A 20,030-nucleotide genomic window follows, 5' to 3' on the forward strand; every position below is an offset into this window, starting at 1 on the left:
GTTGAAAGAACAACTTAAAAGTGAGTATCTCAAGTTTATGATGAATCCTTGGCACTGGTTGATTGTAGGTGCTCTATTACTGTGTGTTCCGGCGATGGTTGTTTTTTTAAATAGTAAGCCAGACCAGTTGACTCTACAGTTTGTTTTGGAACAGCTACTGCAAAGTCTCTATTTAGGACAGGCAGGTTTCGTTAGTCTAGCGGTTCTATTTATAGGTCAAGAATTTACAGGATCTAGCCTTCGTACCAGTTTTCTTACATGTCCAAATCGTTTGAAATTTATAATCTGTAAACTAGCTATTGTATTATGTGTGGAAATTGTATTATTGGTCGCTGTAATATCATTATGTATACTAATCACCCAAGGATACTACAATATCAATCTTTTGAGCGATATTAAAAATGTTCTGACAATCCTATTTCCAGCATGTATTTCTATTCTAACCTTCTCTCTTTTAAGTGGTATTTTTGTATTTATTTCCCAGTCTTTTATCTTAATTTTGGGAATCAGTTTATCCCTTTTATTGGGGTTGGGACAAATGTTACTACAATTCAGTTCTTTTTTTAGAAATTTACCATTACTAGCTAGTATGAATTGTTTTTATACCCATCCCTTGTCGCTTTATTATCCAGTGTGGCAAGGCTTAGGGATACAAATAGTTTGGTTATTAATTGTTTTTCTATTTGCTACATTGATACTTATAGGAAAAAATGTACGCTAAAGACAGGGGATATCCTGTCTTTTTCTCAGTTAGTGCTATAATATATTCAGGAGGGTGAGTTATGGCTTATAAAATTTTGGTTGTAGATGATGATCTTGCTATTCTTCGCCTAATAAAAAAAGTACTAGAATATGAAAAATATGAAGTAGTCATACGAAATAAGATAGAAGAGATTGATCTTTGTGATTTTACAGGCTTTGACTTGATTCTATTAGATATTATGATGCCTGTTAGTGGTTTAGAGATCTGTCAGATGATTCGCGAACAGATAACTGTTCCTATCTGTTTTATAACTGCTAAGGATATGGATGAAGATTTAGTAGCTGGAATTAATGCAGGTGCTGATGATTATATTATGAAGCCCTTTAGTATGCAAGAATTGTTAGCACGTGTTAAAATGCACTTGCGTCGTGAAGAACGGAATAAAGGAAATGTTCATCAAATAAAGATTGGGAAGCTTATACTATATACGGATAGTAAGGAACTATTTGTAAACGATGATAAGATTGCTCTGACAAGGAGGGAATTTGACATAGTGAATCTTTTGGCAAGCACCCCAAGTAAAATATATTCTATTGAGGAAATTTATAATTATCTATATCCACAAAGTTCAGAAGCTCTTTTACGTTCGGTTTCAGAGTACATTTATCAAATTCGTCAAAAGCTGAAACCTTATCAATTAAATCCAATTAAAACCTTGTACGGTGGAGGATATCAATGGGTAGAATCAAAAGTTTTAGACAATTAATTCGAGAAACCTGTTGGAGAATTATTTGGCAGTTTAGTCTTGGCTTACTAATGGCCTATCTTATTCCCTTAGCTTCAGTATCTATACAAATAAATGAAGATGGGAAACCTTTAAACAATAGTGGTGTTCTATCAATCTTTTTTAATGTGTCATCATGGATATATATTTGTGTTTTATTGATTATTCTAATAAGTTATCACATTGGAAAATTGTTGAAAAAACTGAGTTATGAAATGACTTTGATTTATGAAAATAGTATGTGGTTGGAGAGGGAATGTACAGAAAGTTTAACGGTTAAAGAATTTCGTGAGACAGGAAATCGGATTATTGTGATGCAAGATAGAATTCGACAATTAATAGTTGATGAGAAACAGCAGAAAGAAGATTTGATGTTTCAGGTTTCAGCAGCTTCTCATGATTTAAAAACTCCCTTAACCATTATTAGGGGAAATGTGGAATTTTTGCAGACGATAACTGAAAACGACCAATCTCAAGAATGCTTAGCAGATATAGAAAGAGCTAGTCAACAGTTACTAGATTATTTCAATCAATTGATTCACTATTCTAAAACCTATTATGATGATGAGACAGGCTGGGAGGAATATTCCTCTTCAGATTTTATCAAGGAATTAGAGAAAGAAGTTTCTTTTTTGATAAAAAATCAGATGAAGTTTTCTTTTGAACAAAATGTGAAAGGAACTGAAAACTATTATATAAATCCATCTCTTCTGATTCGTGCAATACAAAATATTTTAACAAATGCTTTGGAGTATGCAGATAAACAGAATCCTAAAATTAAAATTAGAGTAGAGCAAGAGGGGAAGGAATTGAAAATAGGTATATGGAATAATGGTTCGGAATTTCCAGAGGAAGTTTTAACTCATTTTGGGAAGCTCTTTTATCGTATGGATAAAGCTAGATCGTATAAAGAGCAACATTATGGTATTGGACTTAGTTTTGTATGTAGAGTTGCAAGACTACACAAAGGCCGAGTTGAGCTTAGAAATAGAGACGATGGAGCAGAAGTTTTAATAACTGTGAATTGTATTAAATCATAGTGATTTACTTGTTAATTTATGATTGAATAGTTTTTATATGTGAGCTTTTAAACTATTTAACTTTTTCGACTAGTATAAGATGTAACGGTAGATAATAAAAACGAATGAATGATATCTAGTTGATGAAAACTATTTATCATTCATTCGTTTTTTAATTATTGGATAATTTACGTAGCTTTATCTCGAACGTTGTTTTCCAGCGTTGCGATTTTTGTGTTTTTTCTTGCTTGTGATAGCAGTTGGTTGTTCAGGGGTAACGTCTTTTCGTCCACTTGGTTTAGAGAAAGCACTTGCTTTTGGTGGGTTCTTGGCTAGTTCTTCACGGACTTTTTTGCGAAGTTTTGGACGAACGATATAGTTGACGATAAACTGTTGGAGAATCATCATGAAACCACCGACAACCCAATAAAGTGTGACACTAGCTGGTGAGATGAGGGAGAAGCCGGCAATCATGACTGGGCTCACGTAAGCCATTTTCTTGATTTGATCTCTTTGCGTTTCATCTTCTACTCCGTGAAGTGAAAGGAGTGATTGAAGATAGTAAAGGACACCAGCGCAGGCAGCTAAAATCATACTTGGAGAGCCTAGAGGAATTCCTAGGTAACTTGCTTGAGCAACACCTTCAGTATGTTGGGCAGCAAAGTAGATAGCAGAGAAGAAAGGCATTTGAAGGAGGATAGGGAAACATCCTACACCACCAAACATGCTGATGCCGTGTTCTTTTTGAGCTGCAAAGAGAGCTTGTTGGGCTTCGAGTTTTTCTTCTTGAGTAGTCGCTTCCTTGAGACGTGTTTGGTGTGGCTCAAGGACGTGCTTGAGGGCGTTCATCTTTTCAGAGTGAAGCGTTGCCTTCCATGATTGGTAGATACCAAGTGGCAAGATAATCAAGCGCACGATAATGGTTACGATGATGATAGCGACACCGAAGCCTAGACCTTGATCAGTAGCGAAGTACTTGATAGCTTCAGCCATAGGCGCTCCGATAGTATTCCAAATAAATCCTATTGGCTTTCCTGTGGCTTTATCGACGCTAACACAGCCAGTCAAGACAAGCAACATAGACACTCCCATAGCCGAGAGTGCAAAACGTTTAATAGATTTCACTGTTTTTATTCCTTCTTTAAAAATTATACCTTTCTATTCTACTGTTTTTTTACAAAATATACAATAGTTCTAGAGACCTAATTTGCGATTTTAAAGTCAGAGTAGGGAGGAAAGTTGCTTAGTTTGACATCTAAGTAGCTGACTTTTGAAAAAGGTGTCGGTCCTTTTCGGATTTCTTGGATAAATTTTGCCATGATAGCAGCTGAGTCTGCTTGGGCTAAGATCTCCACTGTGCCATCGTCGTTATTCCATACCCGACCTGTGATGCCACCAATTTCAAGCGCCAGGCTGTAAACACCCCAACGAAAGCCGACTCCCTGCACCCTACCTTGGGCAATCATTCTAACCTTTTGCATACCAAACCCCTTTGATTGTGTTATAATATTTCTATGACTATTATAACCTCAAAAGCCAACTCTGTGGTAAAAAATGCCAAGAAATTACACCAAAAAAAATACCGCAAGTCTGCTTATTTGATTGAAGGCTGGCACTTGTTTGAAGAAGCTGTTCAAGCTGGAGTGACGATTGAGAAGATCTTTGCCCTAGAAAATTACCGAGATCAGTTAGCCTCGTTTCCGCAAACTGTCTGGGTGTCAGAGGATATTTTGTTAGATTTGGCAGATTCTCAGACTCCACAGGGAATCGTTGCGGTGGTTCAAAAAGAAGAAGTAGGGCAAGCTGACTTTAGTCAGGGCAAGTTCTTATTTTTGGAAGATGTGCAAGATCCTGGTAATGTGGGAACTATCATTCGGACTGCGGATGCAGCAGGCTTTACAGGAGTGATTGTTTCAGATAAGTCGGCAGACATCTACAGTCTCAAGACCTTACGTTCCATGCAAGGCAGTCATTTTCATCTGCCTATTTATCGGATGTCGAGCCAAGCGCTTTTTAAGGGAGCTAAAAAGGCAGCTATCCCAGTGCTGGCAACAACCCTATCTAAAGATTCTGTTGATTACAGAGAGCTGCCTCCTATAGAAAATTTTGTACTAGTCATGGGAAATGAGGGTCAAGGAATTAGTCCCCTTATGGCTGAAAGTGCAGACCAGTTGGTCCATATTAGCATGAAGGGGCAGGCCGAGAGTTTGAATGTTGCGGTTGCAGCCGGTATTTTGATTTTCCATTTAAGCTAATTTTAACTTTTTTTGTTATAATCAAGGAAAGATGTTCATAGAAAAGGAGAAAAGGATGAATCACACTATTATACATGACCGTGCAGGTCTCAATCAATTTTACGCTAAGGTTTATGCTTTTGTTGGTCTGGGAATCGGACTATCTGCTTTGGTATCGGGCCTTATGTTGACGGTCTTTCAGTCTCAGTTAGTTTACTTTTTGATGCAGGGGCATCTCTGGTTGACCATTGCTACTTTTGCGGAGTTAGCTTTGGTTTTCGTTGCCAGTAGTATGGCTTCAAGGAATAGTCCAGCGGCTCTTCCAGTATTTTTACTTTACTCAGTATTAAACGGCTTTACCCTTAGTTTTGTGGTAGCTTTCTATACTCCGGGTACAGTTTTATCTGCCTTTGTATCAAGCGCCCTTCTCTTCTTTGTCATGGCGGCAGTTGGTATCTTCACCAAGAAAGACTTGAGTGGGCTTGGTCGAGCAATGATGGCAGCTCTCATTGGTTTACTGATTGCTATGGTAGTCAATATTTTCTTGGCTAGTGGTTTCTTTGATTATATGATTAGCGTAGCCATGGTTTTGGTTTTCTCCGGGTTGATTGCTTGGGACAACCAAAGGATTCGCCTTGCTTATGAGCAATCACAAGGTCGTGTAGCGACAGGTTGGGTTGTGTCAATGGCTCTCAGTATCTATCTTGATTTTATCAATCTTTTCCTAAGTATTCTACGTATCTTTGGTCGCAATGACTAGAAGGTCTATGAAATCAGTGTTTTGAGTGACACTGATTTTTTTAAAATTTCTCTTTTCTTTTCTCGAAAATAGGTGTATAATGCTTTTAATTAATTTTTTGAGGAGTAGTTTATGAAGAAAAGTTTTATCCATCAACAAGAAGAGATTTCCTTTGTCAAAAACACTTTTACCCAATATTTGAAAGATAAGTTAGAAGTTGTCGAAGTTCAAGGTCCTATCTTGAGCAGGGTCGGCGACGGGATGCAGGACAACTTATCAGGTGTGGAGAACGCCGTATCGGTCAAGGTTCTCCAAATCCCGGATGCTACTTATGAAGTGGTGCACTCCCTTGCTAAATGGAAACGCCATACTTTGGCCCGTTTTGGCTTCGGTGAAGGTGAAGGGCTTTTCGTCCACATGAAGGCTCTTCGTCCAGACGAAGACTCGTTGGATGCGACCCACTCTGTTTATGTTGACCAGTGGGACTGGGAGAAGGTTATCCCAAATGGTAAACGCAATATCGCTTACTTAAAAGAAACAGTTGAGAAGATTTACAAGGCTATTCGCCTTACTGAGTTAGCTGTTGAAGCCCGTTATGACATTGAGTCTATCTTGCCAAAACAAATCACTTTTATCCACACAGAAGAGTTGGTAGAACGCTACCCAGACTTGACACCAAAAGAGCGTGAAAATGCTATTTGTAAAGAATTTGGAGCAGTCTTCTTGATCGGTATCGGTGGCGAGTTGCCAGATGGTAAACCGCACGATGGGCGTGCACCAGACTACGATGACTGGACAAGCGAGTCTGAAAATGGCTACAAGGGTCTAAATGGCGATATTCTTGTCTGGAATGAATCTCTGGGTGGAGCCTTTGAGTTGTCTTCTATGGGGATTCGTGTAGATGAAGAAACCCTTCGCCGTCAGGTAGAAATTACCGGTGATGAAGACCGTTTAGAATTGGAATGGCACAAGGCTTTGTTGAATGGCCTATTCCCGTTGACAATCGGTGGAGGAATTGGACAATCTCGAATGGCTATGTTCCTACTTCGCAAGAAACACATCGGAGAAGTGCAAACAAGTGTTTGGCCTCAAGAAGTCCGCGATACTTACGAAAATATTTTGTAGAGAATCGAACCGCAAGGTTCGATTTTCTTTCTCTTTTCGCCCATAATTTGGTATAATAAACGGTATGAAAATCGTATCAGGAATCTATGGGGGACGTCCCCTCAAGACACTAGAAGGCAAGACGACAAGACCTACTTCGGATAAGGTTAGGGGAGCTATTTTTAACATGATTGGTCCCTACTTTGAAGGTGGACGAGTCTTGGACCTTTATGCAGGTAGTGGTGGTTTATCTATCGAGGCAGTCTCGCGTGGCATGTCCAGCGCTGTTTTGGTGGAACGAGACCGTAAGGCTCAGGCTATCGTGGCTGAAAATATTCGGATGACCAAGGAAGTTGGAAAATTTCAACTCCTCAAGATGGATGCAGAAAGGGCATTGGAACAGGTATCTGGGAACTTCGACCTCATTTTCTTAGACCCTCCTTATGCCAAGGAACAAATCGTAGCAGATATTGAAAAAATGGCTGAGAAAGAGTTTTTTTCTGAAGATGTCATGGTCGTGTGTGAGACGGATAAGGCCGTTGAACTTCCAGAAGAAATTGCCTGCCTGGGCATCTGGAAGGAAAAGATTTATGGAATTAGTAAGGTGACGGTCTATGTCAGATAAGATTGGCTTATTCACAGGCTCATTTGATCCGATGACAAATGGGCATCTGGATATCATTGAACGGGCGAGCAGACTTTTTGATAAGCTCTATGTCGGTATTTTTTTTAATCCCCACAAACAAGGATTTCTCCCTCTTGAAAATCGTAAACGGGGGTTAGAAAAGGCTGTGAAACATTTGGGAAATGTTAAAGTTGTGTCTTCTCATGATGAATTGGTAGTTGATGTCGCAAAAAGACTGGGGGCTACTTGCCTAGTGCGGGGTTTGAGGAATGCAGCGGATTTGCAATATGAAGCCAGTTTTGATTACTACAACCATCAGCTGTCTCCTGATATAGAGACAATTTATTTACATAGCCGACCTGAACATCTCTATCTCAGTTCATCCGGTATTAGAGAGCTATTGAAGTTTGGTCAGGATGTTGCCTGCTATGTTCCTGAGAGTATTTTGGAGGAAATAAGAAATGAAAAAAAAGATTAGATGGCCCTTATATGTCATTGCGGCCTTGATTGTGACTTTCTTGGCATTTGTAGTGCCTTTGCCCTACTATATAGAGGTTCCAGGTGGTTCGGAAGATATTCGCCAAGTCCTTAAAGTCAATGACACAGAAGATAAGGAAGCTGGGGCCTATCAATTCGTTACGGTTGGTGTCCAGCACGCTACTTTAGCCCATATGATTTATGCGTGGTTGACGCCTTTTACAGATATTCGTAGTGCCCAAGAGACTACAGGTGGCTCTTCCGATGTTGAATTTATGCGGATCAATCAATTCTACATGCAAACATCACAAAACATGGCCAAGTATCAAGGACTAAAAACAGCTGGTAAAGATATCGAACTCAAATACCTTGGGGTTTATGTCTTAACTGTGACGGATAATTCGACTTTTAAAGGGATTCTTAACATCTCTGATACAGTCACAGCAGTCAATGATCATACCTTTGATAGTTCCAAAGATTTGATTGATTACGTCAATTCTCAAAAATTAGGGGACTCAGTTAAAGTGACCTATGAAGAGGATGGGCAAACCAAGTCTGCAGAAGGTAAGATTATCACCTTGGAAAATGGCAAAAATGGGATTGGAATCGGTTTGATTGACCGCACGGAAGTGACCAGTGATGTCCCAATTCGCTTTTCAACAGCTGGTATCGGCGGTCCAAGTGCAGGTCTCATGTTTAGTCTGGCCATCTATACCCAAATAGCTGACCCTGGTCTTCGTAATGGTCGTATCGTTGCCGGTACAGGTACCATTGACCGCGATGGGAATGTGGGGGACATTGGAGGTATTGATAAGAAAGTTGTTGCTTCGGCTAGAGAAGGTGCTGCTATTTTCTTTGCTCCAGATAACCCTGTTAGCGAAGAAGAAAAGAAAGCACATCCTGATGCTAAAAACAACTACCAAACAGCCCTAGAAGCAGCTAAAACAATCAAGACAGATATGAAAATCGTGCCTGTTAAAACCCTACAAGATGCAATTGATTACTTGAAAAACAATCCCTAGTTTTTAAGGGAAGTTTCCAAACTAGCGCACAAACAGAGAAGATGGTATAATAGTCAAATGGTTCAATTATTATTCACTCTAAGCAGTCACATGCTCTTTATTTATGTGAGTTTTTACCTTTTAAAGGATCTTGTTAGATGGGAAAAGGTTTTAAAAGTGACAGCTGAGAATACAAGAAAAGTTCGTTTATTGGTAGCCTTTTTCAGCATTGTAATGGGCTACATCATGAGTTCTTTCTTTATCAGCCTGTATCAGTTGTGGCAAGAAGCACTTAGAGGATTATTATAATTTGCGTGTTTAAGAAATTACTTTCAAGATATTATTAAACTTATAGGGAGAAATAGAATTTATGGATATTATAATCTTATTATTGATAACGCTATTAAATTATTTGTTACCTCAAAATAAGGATTATCTAAATGCTAAATCTACATCAGGGCTTAGAGGATTTCTAGCTATAGGAATAATATTTCATCATTTGTCACAATGGGTTACATCTGGTGATGAATTTTCTAATTTTTCCTATATGGGAACTTATATCGTTTCTATTTTCTTTTTTTTATCAGCCTATGGATTGTATTTTCAGAATGAAAATAAGAAAAACTATCTAGATAATTTTTTAGTTAAGAGACTTTCTAAAATTCTAGTTCCATTTTTTTCTATATCTTTGATTTATATGTTTTATAGATTTTTAAACGGTCAATTAATGGATTTAGATTTTTTTGCTAATTTATTTAAAAAAGGAAGTACAATTATTTATAATGGATGGTTTGTCGATATTATAATTTTAATGTATATATTTTTTTATATATCATTTAAGTTTTTCAAAAATAAGTTTATTTCTATTGTTATCAATACAGTATTCATAACTGGTTATATCTGTTTAGCTATAAAATTAGGTTACGGTTTTTGGTGGTATAATAGTGTTTTTCCCTTCATTATTGGCTTAATATGGGCTAAAAATAAAGAGAAAATTGATGGAGTTTTAGATAGACATTATTTTATCATACTTGTTTTAGTAACTGTGTTACTCTTTATTTCACATCAATACGATATTTTGTTGAGGTATGTGCATTTAGAAGATAGTTATAGTTATGCGTTAGCTGCTAATTTAGATAATATTATTTTTACAATCTACTTTATTATTGTTTTTTTGAAAAAAATAAATTTTTCAAATATATATTTGATTTTAATAGGTAGTATATCATTTGAATTATATATGATACATGGATTAGTTATTTCTATGCTAGGAAAAACACTTGTGTCATCCAGAATAAATGATGTGATATTTACATTTTTTGTGCTGGTCCTTAGTCTAATTTTAGCTTGGATTATTAATAAATTAGTTAATAAAATTACAAAGAAAGTAAGTCTATTACAAAATCAAGAGTAAAGGAAATAAGTATGGAAAAAATTGTGGTTCAAGGTGGCGATAATCGTCTGGTAGGAAGTGTTACGATCGAAGGAGCAAAGAATGCAGTCTTACCCTTGTTGGCGGCGACTATTCTAGCCAGTGAGGGAAAGACCGTCTTGCAGAATGTTCCTATCTTGTCAGATGTTTTCACTATGAATCAGGTGGTTCGTGGATTGAATGCCAAGGTGGATTTTGATGAGGAAGCTCATCTTGTCGAGGTGGATGCGACTGGCGATATCACAGAGGAGGCTCCCTACAAGTATGTTAGCAAGATGCGTGCATCTATCGTTGTCTTGGGACCAATTCTTGCCCGTGTAGGTCATGCCAAGGTATCCATGCCAGGTGGTTGTACGATTGGTAGCCGTCCTATTGATCTTCATTTGAAAGGTCTAGAAGCTATGGGGGCTAAGATTAGTCAGACAGCTGGTTACATCGAAGCCAAGGCTGATCGCTTACATGGAGCTCATATCTACATGGACTTCCCAAGTGTTGGTGCAACGCAGAACTTGATGATGGCAGCGACTCTAGCTGATGGGGTGACAGTGATTGAAAATGCTGCGCGTGAGCCTGAGATTGTTGACCTAGCTATTCTCCTCAATGAAATGGGAGCCAAGGTTAAAGGTGCTGGTACAGAGAGCATTACCATTACCGGTGTTGAGAAACTTCATGGTACGACTCATAATGTAGTCCAAGACCGTATCGAAGCTGGAACCTTTATGGTGGCTGCTGCCATGACTGGTGGTGATGTCTTGATTCGAGACGCTGTCTGGGAGCACAACCGTCCCTTGATTGCCAAATTGCTTGAAATGGGAGTGGAAGTGACAGAGGAGACTGAAGGAATTCGAGTTCGCTCTCAACTAGAAAATCTAAAAGCTGTTCATGTAAAAACCTTGCCCCACCCAGGATTTCCAACAGATATGCAGGCTCAATTTACAGCCTTGATGACCGTCGCAAAAGGGGAATCAACTATGATAGAGACAGTTTTTGAAAATCGTTTCCAACATCTAGAAGAAATGCGTCGCATGGGCGTGCACTCTGAGATTATCCGTGATACAGCTCGTATTGTTGGTGGACAAGCTTTGCAGGGAGCAGAAGTTCTTTCAACTGACCTTCGTGCCAGTGCAGCCTTGATTTTGACAGGTTTGGTAGCTCAAGGAGAAACCGTTGTTGGTAAATTGGTTCACTTGGATAGAGGTTATTACCGTTTCCATGAGAAGTTGGCGCAGCTAGGTGCTAAGATTCAGCGGATTGAGGCAAGTGATGAAGATGAATAAGAAATCAAGCTACGTAATCAAGCGTTTACTTTTAGTCATCCTAGTACTGATTTTAGGCGTTCTAGCCCTAGGAATCGGTTTAATGGTCGGTTATGGAATCTTGGGAAAGGGTCAAGATCCATGGGCCATCCTGTCTCCAGCAAAATGGCAGGAATTGATTCATAAATTTACAGGGAATTAGGCTGGGAGACCAGCCTTTTTCTAAAGATAAGGAGAAATATGAACAAAAAAACAAGACAGACACTAATCGGACTGCTAGTGTTATTGCTTTTATCTGCAGGGAGTTATTATATCAAGCAGCTGCAGTCGACAGCTAATAGTCCTAAAACCAAGCTTAGTCAAAAAAAACAAGCGTCTGAAGCTCCTAGTCAAGCATTGGCAGAAAGTGTCTTAACAGATGCAGTCAAGAGTCAAATAAAAGGGAGTCTGGAGTGGAATGGCTCAGGTGCTTTTATCGTCAATGGCAATAAAACAAATCTAGATGCCAAGGTTTCAAGTAAGCCCTATGCTGATAATAAAACAAAGACAGTGGGCAAGGAAACGGTGCCAACCGTAGCAAATGCCCTCTTGTCTAAGGCAACTCGCCAGTACAAGAATCGTGAAGAAACTGGGAATGGTTCGACTTCTTGGACTCCTCCAGGCTGGCATCAGGTTAAGAATCTAAAGGGTACTTATACCCATGCGGTCGATAGAGGTCACTTGTTAGGCTATGCCTTAATCGGTGGCTTGGATGGTTTTGATGCCTCGACTAGCAATCCTAAAAACATTGCTGTTCAAACAGCATGGGCAAATCAGGCACAGGCCGAGGATTCGACTGGTCAAAACTACTATGAAAGTATGGTACGTAAGGCCTTGGATAAAAACAAGCGTGTCCGTTACCGTGTAACCCTTTACTATGCTTCGAATGAGGATTTGGTTCCTTCAGCTTCACAGATTGAAGCCAAGTCTTCAGACGGAGAATTGGAATTCAATGTTCTAGTTCCCAATGTTCAAAAGGGACTTCAACTGGATTACCGAACTGGAGAAGTAACTGTAACTCAGTAAAAGATAACATAAACTCCTATGTCATTTGTGGATGTAGGAGTTCTTTTTTACTAGTTTAAGCAGGGCTACAATAGACACTGATACTCAATGAAAATCAAAAAGCAAACTAGGAAGCTAGCCGCAGGTTGCTCAAAGCACAGCTTTGAGATTGCAGATAGAGCTGACCTAGTTTGAAGAGATTTTCGAAGAGTATGAGAAAAAATAATATGTACTGGACTAGATTTTGTGATATAATAAAGGATAAGATACTATTTTAGGAGAAGAACTATGGAAGACCCAAGTAGTCAGAATTTGTTGCTACAATTTGTTTTATTGTTTATCTTGACGGTGTTGAATGCCTTTTTCTCAGCCACAGAAATGGCCATGGTGTCACTTAACCGTGCGCGTGTTGAACAAAAGGCAGAAGAAGGAGATAGACGCTATATCCGTCTGCTGAAGGTACTAGAAAATCCTAACCACTTTTTATCAACCATTCAAGTAGGGATTACCCTAATTACGATCTTATCAGGGGCGAGTTTGGCAGACACTCTGGGACGAGAAATTGCATCTTGGCTTGGAAATGGTGAAACAGCTTATGCCGTTGCAAGTTTTCTGTCTTTAGCATTTTTGACTTATATTTCCATCGTTTTTGGGGAATTGTATCCTAAGAGAATCGCTCTTAATCTAAAGGATGCCTTGGCGATTCGTACAGCGCCAGTTATCATTGGGCTTGGGAAACTAGTTAGTCCCTTTGTTTGGCTCTTGTCTGCATCTACCAATCTCTTGAGTCGCTTGACTCCTATGACCTTTGACGATGCTGATGAAAAAATGACCCGTGATGAAATTGAGTACATGCTGACAAATAGTGAAGAAACACTAGATGCTGACGAAATTGAAATGTTACAAGGGATTTTTTCACTGGATGAATTAATGGCCAGAGAAGTCATGGTTCCTCGGACGGATGCCTTTATGGTGGATATTCAGGATGAGAGTCAAGCCATTATTCAAAGTATTTTAAAACAAAATTATTCTCGTATCCCTGTCTATGATGGGGATAAGGATAACGTGATTGGGATCATTCACACCAAGAGTCTCCTTAGGGCGGGCTTTGTGGACGGTTTTGACAATATTGTTTGGAAGAAAATCTTACAAGATCCACTTTTTGTTCCTGAAACTATTTTTGTGGATGACTTGTTAAAAGAATTGCGCAATACCCAAAGACAAATGGCAATCTTGCTGGATGAATACGGTGGGATGGCTGGTTTGGTGACACTTGAAGACCTCTTAGAGGAAATCGTTGGGGAAATCGATGACGAAACAGATAAGGCTGAAATCGAAGTTCATCAAATCGGAGAAGATACTTATATTGTTCAAGGTACCATGAATCTCAATGATTTTAATGACTACTTTGATGTCGAACTGGCAAGTGATGACGTTGATACTATCGCTGGTTATTATTTGACAGGAGTTGGGACCATTCCAACGACTGAGAAACTCAGTTATGAATTAGTCAGCCAAAACAAACAGCTTATCCTAACCAATGATAAAGTGAAAAATGGACGTGTTACCAAGGTAAAAGTCCAAATCACAGAAGTCGAAATAGAAGAAGAAACAGAGTAAATTAGAGGCTTTTGTCATCATGAGTGACAAAGCTTTTTTCAGTTGTTTTCAAGAGGGAATTGTGTCCTCGAAAAACTCAGCCCCAAACTTGCCTCAAAAGTTTTTTAAAGTTATGTGTATTTATTCGAGGAAAAAGAAAAAAGCCCTTTAAATTGGGCTTTCTGTTCATTTAACACTTGATAAATCAAGTTATAGAAGGCGGTAGACGGATTTGAACCGACGATCAAGCTTTTGCAGAGCCGTGCCTTACCACTTGGCTATACCGCCTTAACGTTTATTATTATACCTTGAAAATGATTTTCAGTCAATAGCTTTTTCAGATTTTTTGTGTTAATAAGCCTAAATATTCTGAAAATTCGTTTACTTTTATTGAAATATCTTAAAATATATGGTATAATCAATAATAACCTATACTTTATAAGAGGAGTAAATAAATGAAAAAAAGTCGAGTGCTTGCTGTAGCGGGAGCTACCTTATTAGCGTCAGGAGTTCTAGCTGCGTGTTCAAACACTAGTTCAAATAATGCTAAACTAGCAAAAGATTACCAATATGTTTATCAAACAGATCCAGAAACTTTGGATTATATCGTCAGCAATATCGATTCAACATCTTTCATCACAACAAATGCTGTAGATGGTTTGTTAGCTAATGATAAATATGGTAATCTAGTTCCTTCTATTGCTGAATCATGGACAGTTTCAAAAGATGGTTTGACTTATACCTATAAAATCCGTAAGGATGCTAAATGGGTAACTGCAGAGGGAGAAGAGTACGCTCCTGTCACTGCTAAAGACTTCGTTACTGGTTTGAAACATGCTGTAGATGGAAAATCAAAAGGACTTTCAATCGTTAGCTCTTCTATTAAGGGATTAGAAGCCTATATCAAGGGTGAAACAAGCGATTTTTCAACCGTTGGAGTAAAAGCACTTGATGATCAAACACTAGAATATACTTTGAACCAGCCAGAAACTTTCTGGAATGACAAGACAACTAGTGGTGTTTTGATGCCGGTTAATGAAGAATTCTTAACTTCAAAAGGGGAAGGTTTTGGTGCTCCAACCGATGCTAACTCTATTCTTTATAACGGTCCATTTGTCTTGAAGGCTGTAACTCCTAAATCATCTATCGAGATGGCTAAAAATGACGCTTACTGGGATAAAGAAAATGTAAAAATTGAGAACGTTAAGTTCACTTTCTGGGATGGTAAGGACCAAGATGTAATTGCCAAAGGTTTTTCTGATGGTCAATATAGCAAGGCGCGTATCTTCCCTACAAGTTCTACATATGAAAAATATGCGGCTGACTTCAAAGATAACATTTACTTTAACGAACCAGGTGCTGGTGTTGCAACTGTCAGCTTGAATTATGGCCGTACAACCTATAACCACACTGCCAAAACAAGTGATGCCCAAAAGACATCTACTCAGAAAGCATTGCTAAACAAGGAATTCCGTCAAGCCTTGAACTTTGCTGTCGATCGCAATTCTTACTCAGCTCAAACAAATGGTACTGATGGAGCAGCAGTAGCTATCCGTAATACGTTTGCACCATATAATCTTCAAGTTGGTAAGAAAACATTTGGTGAATTGGTACAAGATAGCTTGGCTAAGACAAATTCTTCTACTTGGTCAAACGTGTCTCTAGCAGATTCTCAAAATGGACTTTACAATGAAGAAAAAGCTAAAGAAGTCTTTGCTAAAGCTAAATCAAGCCTACAAGCTGAAGGTGTTGAATTCCCAATCCACTTGGATGCCTTGGTTATCCAAGAATCAACAGCGGTTGTAAACCGTGTTCAATCATTGAAACAATCAATTGAAAAAGTATTGGGTTCAGATAATGTTGTTGTAGACTTACAACAAATGACTCAAGCAGAAGCTTTACCAATTTCATTTAGCGCTCCAACAGCTAAAGAACAAGACTGGGATATCCATACCTTGCTAGGATGGAACCCTGACTATCAAGATCCTTCTACTTTCTTGGATCAATTCGTCCTTAAGGGAGGAAGCACTCGCCTTTACCTTGGTATTGACCAAAACACAGATGCATCAGTAGTAAGCAAACTTGGTTTAGCTGACTATGGAAAATTACTTGATGACGCAAACAGCGAAAACCAAGATGTTCAAAAACGTTATGAAAAATACGCGGTGGCACAAGCTTGGTTGACTGACAATGCTTTGACAATTCCAGTAATGGCTTCTCCTAAAGAAACAGCCGTTTCATATGTTTCAAAAGTTCTACCATTTAGCTCTTCATATTCAGTAGCCGGCCTTAAAGGTGAAAATTCAGGATACTTGAAGTACACTGAAGTTGGTGAAAAAGCAATCACCAAAGAAGAGTATGAAAAAGCTCGTGAAAAATGGTTGAAAGAAAAGACTGAGTCAAACGAGAAAGCTCAAAAAGAATTGGCAAGTCATGTGAAGTAAATAATTTTCAATAGAACTTTCTCTCCATGAGGAGAAGGTTCTTTTGGGATTTTTAAAGGAAATGATATGAAAAAATATATTTTTATGCGTGTTTTGCGGTCCTTGGTTTCGATCTTCTTAGTAACAACCTTGACCTACACGATTATCTATACAATGGTTCCTCGAAAATTGATTTTCAAACAGGATACCAACTATAACAAGATTGCGACAACTGCTGATAAACGTGATAACTATGAGAATACTGTTTATGAGCGTATGGGCTATATCGAGTACTACGATACCAAAGAGTTGCAAGAAAAAGCTAGCCAGATGGATGCTTCTGTAACAGTTGAAGCCAATGATACCAACAAGGCTATCTATGAAAAATACATCAAACAAATCGGTCATGGTTGGACCTTGGGAGAATTTACTGAAAGTGGCCAATTCTATGCTACTCGTGAAATCCCAATTTTTGAACGTGTTTTTCACTTCTATGCTAACTTGATTGACATTGACCATACTAATAAAATTCAAGACCCTGAAAATCCAGACTTGAAACGTTACCTTCGTTTTGAAAATGATCCAGCTATCGGATGGTCCTTGGTCGGTTCAGGTACCAAACACAAATATCTTTTGTACTTCAACAGTCAGTTCCCATTTGTTCATCAAAACTTTGTGAACATTAATTTAGGTGACTCTTATCCAACCTATGCTAATAGCCCTGTTTTACAGGTTATTACTCAAGGACAAGGGCAAACAAAAACTGCTCAAGTTCAGTTCCCAACAGGTAAGAAAACTTCTTCTGTAAATATTTACTCAAGAACCTACAAATCACCTAGTCAGGCTGACTCTCGTGAGGTAGCTAACTATGGAAAAGATGATCCATATACTGCAACTGAAAGCAACTACCAATATCCTTCTATGATTGCTAGCTCTGCTGTCGTTGGATTGATCGGTTTGGTAATTTCTTATGCGATTGCCGTTCCGCTTGGTTCAGCTATGGCTCGCTTCAAGAATACTTGGATTGATAGCTTCTCAACAGGTGCTTTGACCTTCTTGATGGCTCTTCCAACAATTGCCTTAGTTTATATCGTTCGTTTGGCTGGTTCTTCAATCGGATTGCCAGATTCATTCCCTATCTTGGGTGCTGGAGATTGGCGTTCGTATGTTTTACCAGCAGTTATCCTTGGTTTATTGGGTGCTCCAGGTACAGCTATTTGGATTCGTCGTTACATGATTGACTTGCAGTCGCAAGACTTTGTACGTTTTGCTCGTGCAAAAGGTTTGTCTGAAAAAGAAATTTCAAACAAACACATCTTTAAAAATGCCATGGTTCCGCTGGTTTCAGGAATTCCTGGTGCCGTTATCGGGGTTATCGGTGGTGCCACTCTTACTGAAACAGTCTTCGCCTTCCCAGGTATGGGTAAAATGTTGATTGACTCTGTAAAAGCATCTAATAACTCTATGGTCGTAGGTCTTGTCTTCATATTTACATGTATTTCTATCTTCTCACTTCTTTTGGGAGATATTTGGATGACTATTATTGACCCACGTATTAAATTGACTGAGAAAGGAGGCAAATGATGTCTACAATCGATAAAGAAAAATTTCAGTTTGTAAAACGTGACGATTTTGCCTCTGAAACTATTGATGCGCCAGCATATTCTTACTGGAAGTCAGTGTTTAGACAATTTATGAAGAAAAAATCAACTGTAGTCATGTTGGGAATCTTGGTAGCCATCATTTTGATGAGTTTCATCTACCCAATGTTTTCTAAGTTTGATTTCAATGATGTCAGCAAGGTAAACGACTTTAGTGCTCGTTATATCAAGCCAAATGCTGAGCATTGGTTCGGTACTGACAGTAACGGTAAATCGCTCTTTGACGGTGTTTGGTTCGGAGCTCGTAACTCTATCCTTATTTCTGTGATTGCGACAGTGATTAACTTGGTTATCGGTGTATTTGTCGGCGGTATTTGGGGTATTTCAAAATCAGTTGACCGTGTGATGATGGAAGTTTATAATGTCATCTCAAACATTCCATCTCTTTTGATTGTCATTGTCTTGACTTACTCAATCGGAGCTGGATTCTGGAATCTGATTTTCGCCATGAGTGTAACAACATGGATTGGAATTGCCTTCATGATTCGTGTGCAAATCTTGCGTTATCGTGACTTGGAATACAACTTGGCGTCACGTACTTTGGGAACACCAACCTTGAAGATTGTTGCCAAAAATATCATGCCTCAATTGGTATCTGTTATTGTGACAACGATGACTCAAATGCTTCCAAGCTTTATCTCATACGAAGCCTTCTTGTCTTTCTTCGGTCTTGGATTACCGATTACAGTGCCAAGTTTGGGTCGTTTGATTTCGGATTATTCACAAAACGTAACAACCAATGCTTACTTGTTCTGGATTCCATTGACAACTCTTGTCTTGGTATCCTTGTCCCTTTTCGTAGTTGGTCAAAACTTAGCGGATGCTAGTGATCCACGTACACATAGATAGGAGTAGAAATGACAAAAGAAAAAAATGTAATTTTGACTGCTCGCGATATTGTCGTGGAATTTGACGTTCGTGACAAAGTATTGACAGCCATTCGCGGCGTTTCTCTTGAACTAGTTGAAGGTGAAGTATTGGCCTTGGTAGGTGAGTCAGGATCAGGAAAATCTGTTTTGACAAAGACCTTCACAGGTATGCTCGAAGAAAATGGTCGCATTGCCCAAGGAAGCATTGACTACCGTGGTCAAGATTTGACAGCCTTATCTTCTCACAAGGATTGGGAACAAATTCGTGGTGCTAAGATTGCGACTATCTTCCAGGACCCAATGACTAGTTTGGACCCAATTAAAACAATTGGTAGTCAGATTACAGAAGTTATTGTAAAACACCAAGGAAAAACAGCCAAAGAAGCGAAAGAATTGGCCATTGATTACATGAATAAGGTTGGGATTCCAGATGCAGATAGACGTTTTGATGAATACCCATTCCAATATTCTGGAGGAATGCGTCAACGTATCGTTATTGCGATTGCCCTTGCCTGCCGACCTGATGTCTTGATTTGTGATGAGCCAACGACTGCCTTGGACGTGACCATCCAAGCTCAGATTATTGATTTGCTGAAATCCTTGCAAAACGAGTACCATTTCACAACAATCTTTATCACCCACGACCTTGGTGTGGTGGCAAGTATTGCAGATAAGGTAGCGGTTATGTATGCAGGAGAAATCGTTGAGTATGGAACTGTTGAGGAAGTCTTCTATGACCCTCGCCATCCATATACATGGAGTCTCTTGTCTAGCTTGCCTCAGCTTGCTGATGATAAAGGGGATCTTTACTCAATCCCAGGAACACCTCCGTCACTTTATACTGACCTGAAAGGGGATGCCTTTGCCTTGCGTTCTGACTATGCAATGCAGATTGACTTCGAACAAAAAGCTCCTCAATTCTCAGTATCAGAGACACATTGGGCTAAAACTTGGCTACTTCATGAGGATGCTCCAAAAGTAGAAAAACCAGCTGTGATTGCAAATCTCCATGATAAGATCCGTGAAAAAATGGGATTTGCCCATCTAGCTGACTAGGAGG

The 20,030-nt window shown here is 39.0% G+C and carries 21 protein-coding genes and 1 tRNA gene; 19 read left to right on the forward strand and 3 right to left on the reverse strand.

Annotated elements, in window-relative coordinates; genetic code table 11:
- Position 1 precedes the first annotated feature (1 nt).
- From CYK16_RS07065 to CYK16_RS07075, 3 genes are all read left to right on the forward strand, one after another.
- Positions 2–721: an ABC transporter permease gene (locus CYK16_RS07065; protein WP_060806080.1), complete on the forward strand. Its 720-nt coding sequence runs from the start codon at positions 2–4 to the stop codon at positions 719–721.
- A 61-nt stretch (positions 722–782) separates the two neighbouring features.
- Positions 783–1,469, forward strand: coding sequence for a response regulator transcription factor (locus CYK16_RS07070; RefSeq protein ID WP_060806081.1), 687 nt, complete (start codon positions 783–785; stop codon positions 1,467–1,469).
- Complete coding sequence (locus tag CYK16_RS07075; protein WP_060806082.1) at positions 1,439–2,527, forward strand: sensor histidine kinase; 1,089 nt, start codon at positions 1,439–1,441, stop codon at positions 2,525–2,527. The genes CYK16_RS07070 and CYK16_RS07075 overlap by 31 nt, the downstream gene beginning before the upstream one ends.
- A gap of 177 nt (positions 2,528–2,704) precedes the next feature.
- Here the strand turns inward: CYK16_RS07075 and yidC are convergent, their stop codons facing one another.
- On the reverse strand, positions 2,705–3,631 hold the full coding sequence (gene yidC / locus CYK16_RS07080; protein ID WP_060806083.1) for a membrane protein insertase YidC: 927 nt from the start codon (positions 3,629–3,631) through the stop codon (positions 2,705–2,707).
- 77 nt (positions 3,632–3,708) lie between these two features.
- A complete protein-coding gene (locus CYK16_RS07085; RefSeq protein WP_060806084.1) occupies positions 3,709–3,987 on the reverse strand; it encodes an acylphosphatase in 279 nt (92 codons plus the stop codon).
- A 33-nt stretch (positions 3,988–4,020) separates the two neighbouring features.
- Between CYK16_RS07085 and CYK16_RS07090 the strand changes: the two genes are divergently transcribed.
- From CYK16_RS07090 to CYK16_RS07150, 12 genes are all read left to right on the forward strand, one after another.
- A complete protein-coding gene (locus tag CYK16_RS07090) occupies positions 4,021–4,761 on the forward strand; it encodes a TrmH family RNA methyltransferase (RefSeq protein WP_060806085.1) in 741 nt (246 codons plus the stop codon).
- Between the two features lie 55 nt (positions 4,762–4,816).
- Complete coding sequence (locus CYK16_RS07095; protein WP_060806086.1) at positions 4,817–5,500, forward strand: Bax inhibitor-1/YccA family protein; 684 nt, start codon at positions 4,817–4,819, stop codon at positions 5,498–5,500.
- 111 nt (positions 5,501–5,611) lie between these two features.
- Positions 5,612–6,604, forward strand: a complete 993-nt coding sequence (gene asnA, locus CYK16_RS07105) for an aspartate--ammonia ligase (RefSeq protein WP_000748005.1) — start codon at positions 5,612–5,614, stop codon at positions 6,602–6,604.
- Between the two features lie 64 nt (positions 6,605–6,668).
- Positions 6,669–7,208 carry a 16S rRNA (guanine(966)-N(2))-methyltransferase RsmD gene (gene rsmD, locus CYK16_RS07110; RefSeq protein WP_060806088.1) on the forward strand — a complete coding sequence of 180 codons (540 nt, stop codon included), beginning with the start codon at positions 6,669–6,671 and terminating at the stop codon, positions 7,206–7,208.
- Complete coding sequence (gene coaD, locus CYK16_RS07115; RefSeq protein WP_060806089.1) at positions 7,198–7,686, forward strand: pantetheine-phosphate adenylyltransferase; 489 nt, start codon at positions 7,198–7,200, stop codon at positions 7,684–7,686. Before rsmD ends, coaD begins: the two co-directional genes overlap by 11 nt.
- Positions 7,670–8,707: a SepM family pheromone-processing serine protease gene (locus CYK16_RS07120; RefSeq protein WP_060806090.1), complete on the forward strand. Its 1,038-nt coding sequence runs from the start codon at positions 7,670–7,672 to the stop codon at positions 8,705–8,707. The genes coaD and CYK16_RS07120 overlap by 17 nt, the downstream gene beginning before the upstream one ends.
- Before the next feature lie 57 nt (positions 8,708–8,764).
- Positions 8,765–8,995 carry a DUF1146 family protein gene (locus CYK16_RS07125; protein ID WP_080975952.1) on the forward strand — a complete coding sequence of 77 codons (231 nt, stop codon included), beginning with the start codon at positions 8,765–8,767 and terminating at the stop codon, positions 8,993–8,995.
- A gap of 61 nt (positions 8,996–9,056) precedes the next feature.
- Positions 9,057–10,100, forward strand: a complete 1,044-nt coding sequence (locus CYK16_RS07130) for an acyltransferase family protein (RefSeq protein WP_060806091.1) — start codon at positions 9,057–9,059, stop codon at positions 10,098–10,100.
- A gap of 11 nt (positions 10,101–10,111) precedes the next feature.
- Positions 10,112–11,395, forward strand: a complete 1,284-nt coding sequence (murA, locus tag CYK16_RS07135; protein ID WP_060806092.1) for a UDP-N-acetylglucosamine 1-carboxyvinyltransferase — start codon at positions 10,112–10,114, stop codon at positions 11,393–11,395.
- On the forward strand, positions 11,388–11,576 hold the full coding sequence (locus CYK16_RS07140; RefSeq protein WP_025170734.1) for a DNA-directed RNA polymerase subunit beta: 189 nt from the start codon (positions 11,388–11,390) through the stop codon (positions 11,574–11,576). Before murA ends, CYK16_RS07140 begins: the two co-directional genes overlap by 8 nt.
- Before the next feature lie 38 nt (positions 11,577–11,614).
- Positions 11,615–12,439, forward strand: coding sequence for a DNA-entry nuclease EndA (gene endA, locus CYK16_RS07145; protein ID WP_060806093.1), 825 nt, complete (start codon positions 11,615–11,617; stop codon positions 12,437–12,439).
- A gap of 267 nt (positions 12,440–12,706) precedes the next feature.
- On the forward strand, positions 12,707–14,038 hold the full coding sequence (locus CYK16_RS07150; RefSeq protein WP_060806094.1) for a hemolysin family protein: 1,332 nt from the start codon (positions 12,707–12,709) through the stop codon (positions 14,036–14,038).
- A gap of 196 nt (positions 14,039–14,234) precedes the next feature.
- On the opposite strand, the gene CYK16_RS07160 is transcribed toward CYK16_RS07150, so the two are convergent.
- Positions 14,235–14,305: transfer RNA gene (locus CYK16_RS07160), tRNA-Cys, on the reverse strand.
- Positions 14,306–14,472: 167 nt separating this feature from the next.
- On the opposite strand from CYK16_RS07160, the gene CYK16_RS07165 reads away from it, so the two are divergent.
- The 4 genes from CYK16_RS07165 (at position 14,473) to CYK16_RS07180 (ending at position 20,026) form a co-directional block, all read left to right on the forward strand.
- On the forward strand, positions 14,473–16,461 hold the full coding sequence (locus CYK16_RS07165; protein WP_060806095.1) for a peptide ABC transporter substrate-binding protein: 1,989 nt from the start codon (positions 14,473–14,475) through the stop codon (positions 16,459–16,461).
- A 66-nt stretch (positions 16,462–16,527) separates the two neighbouring features.
- Positions 16,528–18,024, forward strand: coding sequence for an ABC transporter permease (locus CYK16_RS07170; protein WP_060806096.1), 1,497 nt, complete (start codon positions 16,528–16,530; stop codon positions 18,022–18,024).
- The gene (oppC, locus tag CYK16_RS07175) at positions 18,024–18,950 is read left to right on the forward strand and encodes an oligopeptide ABC transporter permease OppC (RefSeq protein ID WP_000103703.1); all 927 of its coding nucleotides are present in this window, start codon (positions 18,024–18,026) and stop codon (positions 18,948–18,950) included. The genes CYK16_RS07170 and oppC overlap by 1 nt, the downstream gene beginning before the upstream one ends.
- A gap of 8 nt (positions 18,951–18,958) precedes the next feature.
- Positions 18,959–20,026, forward strand: a complete 1,068-nt coding sequence (locus CYK16_RS07180) for an ABC transporter ATP-binding protein (RefSeq protein ID WP_000159550.1) — start codon at positions 18,959–18,961, stop codon at positions 20,024–20,026.
- Positions 20,027–20,030 lie beyond the last annotated feature (4 nt).

This window comes from Streptococcus oralis subsp. dentisani, assembly GCF_002860905.1.
GTDB classification, from domain to species: Bacteria; Bacillota; Bacilli; order Lactobacillales; family Streptococcaceae; genus Streptococcus; species Streptococcus oralis_BA.

Coding starts and splice junctions, on each gene's coding strand:
- CYK16_RS07140 (WP_025170734.1), top strand. CDS start 11,388: ATGAATAAGAAATCAAGCTACGTAATCAAGCGTTTACTTTTAGTCATC.
- CYK16_RS07130 (WP_060806091.1), top strand. CDS start 9,057: ATGGATATTATAATCTTATTATTGATAACGCTATTAAATTATTTGTTA.
- coaD (WP_060806089.1), top strand. CDS start 7,198: ATGTCAGATAAGATTGGCTTATTCACAGGCTCATTTGATCCGATGACA.
- CYK16_RS07150 (WP_060806094.1), top strand. CDS start 12,707: ATGGAAGACCCAAGTAGTCAGAATTTGTTGCTACAATTTGTTTTATTG.
- CYK16_RS07095 (WP_060806086.1), top strand. CDS start 4,817: ATGAATCACACTATTATACATGACCGTGCAGGTCTCAATCAATTTTAC.
- CYK16_RS07090 (WP_060806085.1), top strand. CDS start 4,021: ATGACTATTATAACCTCAAAAGCCAACTCTGTGGTAAAAAATGCCAAG.
- CYK16_RS07120 (WP_060806090.1), top strand. CDS start 7,670: ATGAAAAAAAAGATTAGATGGCCCTTATATGTCATTGCGGCCTTGATT.
- murA (WP_060806092.1), top strand. CDS start 10,112: ATGGAAAAAATTGTGGTTCAAGGTGGCGATAATCGTCTGGTAGGAAGT.
- CYK16_RS07075 (WP_060806082.1), top strand. CDS start 1,439: ATGGGTAGAATCAAAAGTTTTAGACAATTAATTCGAGAAACCTGTTGG.
- endA (WP_060806093.1), top strand. CDS start 11,615: ATGAACAAAAAAACAAGACAGACACTAATCGGACTGCTAGTGTTATTG.
- CYK16_RS07165 (WP_060806095.1), top strand. CDS start 14,473: ATGAAAAAAAGTCGAGTGCTTGCTGTAGCGGGAGCTACCTTATTAGCG.
- rsmD (WP_060806088.1), top strand. CDS start 6,669: ATGAAAATCGTATCAGGAATCTATGGGGGACGTCCCCTCAAGACACTA.
- oppC (WP_000103703.1), top strand. CDS start 18,024: ATGTCTACAATCGATAAAGAAAAATTTCAGTTTGTAAAACGTGACGAT.
- CYK16_RS07070 (WP_060806081.1), top strand. CDS start 783: ATGGCTTATAAAATTTTGGTTGTAGATGATGATCTTGCTATTCTTCGC.
- asnA (WP_000748005.1), top strand. CDS start 5,612: ATGAAGAAAAGTTTTATCCATCAACAAGAAGAGATTTCCTTTGTCAAA.
- CYK16_RS07125 (WP_080975952.1), top strand. CDS start 8,765: ATGGTTCAATTATTATTCACTCTAAGCAGTCACATGCTCTTTATTTAT.
- CYK16_RS07170 (WP_060806096.1), top strand. CDS start 16,528: ATGAAAAAATATATTTTTATGCGTGTTTTGCGGTCCTTGGTTTCGATC.
- CYK16_RS07085 (WP_060806084.1), bottom strand. CDS start 3,987: ATGCAAAAGGTTAGAATGATTGCCCAAGGTAGGGTGCAGGGAGTCGGC.
- CYK16_RS07180 (WP_000159550.1), top strand. CDS start 18,959: ATGACAAAAGAAAAAAATGTAATTTTGACTGCTCGCGATATTGTCGTG.